Here is a 2,115-nt window from a genome sequence, read left to right as displayed (position 1 = left end):
CGCGCGCCAGGTCGCGCGGGTTGCGCACTGGCTGCCCGGCCACCGCCGTCACCACGTCGCCGGGGCGCAGCCCCGCCTTCGCCGCCGGGCCGTCGCGCTCCACGCCGGCGACCAGCGCGCCGCGGGTCTCGCCGAGCTTCAGCGCCGACGCCATGGCATTGTCCACCGCCTGGGTGGAGACGCCGAGGAAGCCGCGCTCCACCGTGCCCGTGCTGCGCAGGTCCGCGACCACGCGGCTCACCAAGTTCGACGGCACCGCGAAGCCGATGCCGACCGACCCGCCCGTCGGGCTGAAGATCGCGGTGTTGACGCCGATCACCGTGCCGTCCTGCGCAAAGAGCGGACCGCCGGAATTACCCTGGTTGATCGGCGCGTCCACCTGGATGAAGTCGTCATAGGGGCCGGCGCCGATGTCGCGCCCGGTCGCCGAGACGACGCCGGTGGTGACGGTGCCGCTCAGGCCGAAGGGGTTGCCCATCGCGACCACCCAGTCGCCGACCTCCGCCTTGCTGCTGTCGCCGAGCCGCACGAAGGGCAGCGGCGCGCCGGCTTCCACCTTCAGCAATGCGATGTCGGTGCGCGGGTCGCGGCCGACGAGGCGCGCCGGCATCTCGCGCCCGTCGTCGAGCTTCACGGTCAGGCGCTGCGCGCCTTCGACCACATGGTTGTTGGTGACGATGAACCCGCCGGCGTCGATGACGAAGCCCGAGCCCATGCTGCGCGCGCCGCGCTCGCGCCCCGGGCGCATGTTCGGCATGCCGGCGCGGGCCGCGATGTCGGTGGCGACGACGGTCACGACCGCGGGACGCACGGCCTTCACCAGATCGGCGAAGCCGGCGGCGGGCGCAGCGCGGGTGAGTGTCACGGCCGGGGCGGCCGTGTCGGGTACGGCCTGCGCGACGGCGAAGCCGGTCAGCGCGGTGGTGCCGAGCAGGATCCCGAGCAGCGCGGCACGCGCGCGGCTGCGGATCGGGGTGGCGGTCGGGGTCGTGGTCATCTCGCTCTCCTGTGCTCCCGCTGCGCGGAAGCGCGTGGGGCAGAGGATGGCGATGCGTCGCTGAAAGGTCCGGAACCCGAAGCTGAAATGAGTTTCAGTATTCGGGCGCCTCAAACGCCGGCGCGCGCGTCCGCGCGCTTGGCTTGCGCGCAGGCCACAGGCGCACCCTGCGGCACTGCCTCATTGTGCGCGGGCCGCATTCGCGGCCTCGGCCCGGCGGTGCCGGGTCGCCAGCACTTCTTTCACGCCTGTGCGCCGCGCAGGTCCACTGTGACGCGGAGGCCGGGCGCGGCGTCGGACAGCATGGGCGCGGTGCCATGCAGCTTCGCGACGGCGGCGACGAGGGCGAGGCCGAGGCCGCTGCCGGGCGTGCCGCGGCTGCGATCCAGGCGGTAGAAGCGGCGCAGCACACGCTCGCGCTCCTCCGCCGGGATGCCGGGGCCGTCATCGCTCACCTCCAGCACCGGGCCGGCGCGCAGCACGACGCGCAGCCGCGCCCCGCCATGCGCCATCGCATTGTCGAGCAGGTTCGCCAGCATCTGCCGCAGCAGCGCCGCATCGCCCCGCACGCGCTGGTCCGGTGCGACCTCCACCGCCAGCGACTTGCCGGCTTCCTCCGCGACCACGCCATAGGCCTCCGCCAGCGTCGTCACGAGCGCCGAGAGATCCACGACGGGCGCCTCGCGCGTCAGCGCAGGACCGGCTTCGAGCTGCGCGATGCGCAGCAGCGCGGTGAAGGTGGACAGCACGGTGTCGAGCTCGGCCAGCGCGGCCTCCAGCTCCGCGGTGTCCGCCGTCGCGTCGCGTGGACGGTCGAGCGCGGCCTCCAGCCGCTGGCGCAGCCGCGACAACGGCCCGCGCAGGTCATGCGCGACGTCCACGGTGACCTGGCGCATGCCCTCGATCACCGCCTCGAGCCGCGCGAGCAGCGCATTCACCGTTCCGGCCAGGCGGTCGAACTCGTCGTCGCTGCCCATCACCGGCAGGCGGCGCGCGAGGTCGCCCTGCATGACGCCGTCGGCGGCCTCCGTCGCGCGGCGCAGGCGGTGCTGCAGCCCGCGCGCGGCGAGCAGCCCGAAGCCGAGCGCGACGGGCACGGCGAGCGCGCCCGCGACCAG

Annotated in this window: 2 protein-coding genes; both read right to left on the bottom strand. The window is 74.4% G+C overall.

Features of this window, described 5'->3' with window-relative positions; all coding sequences use genetic code 11:
• Positions 1-997, bottom strand: a 997-nt coding sequence (locus L2I40_RS22325) for a trypsin-like peptidase domain-containing protein (RefSeq protein ID WP_237217516.1), incomplete at its 3' end; no start/stop codon positions are given.
• A gap of 242 nt (positions 998-1,239) precedes the next feature.
• A partial coding sequence (locus L2I40_RS22320) for a sensor histidine kinase (RefSeq protein WP_237217514.1) occupies positions 1,240-2,115 on the bottom strand: 876 nt, incomplete at its 5' end.

The sequence above is a fragment of the Falsiroseomonas oryziterrae genome, assembly GCF_021864505.1.
GTDB lineage: Bacteria > Pseudomonadota > Alphaproteobacteria > Acetobacterales > Acetobacteraceae > Falsiroseomonas > Falsiroseomonas oryziterrae.
Note: the sequence above shows the minus strand (reverse complement) of the source record. Positions and strands in the feature narration are given on the sequence as shown.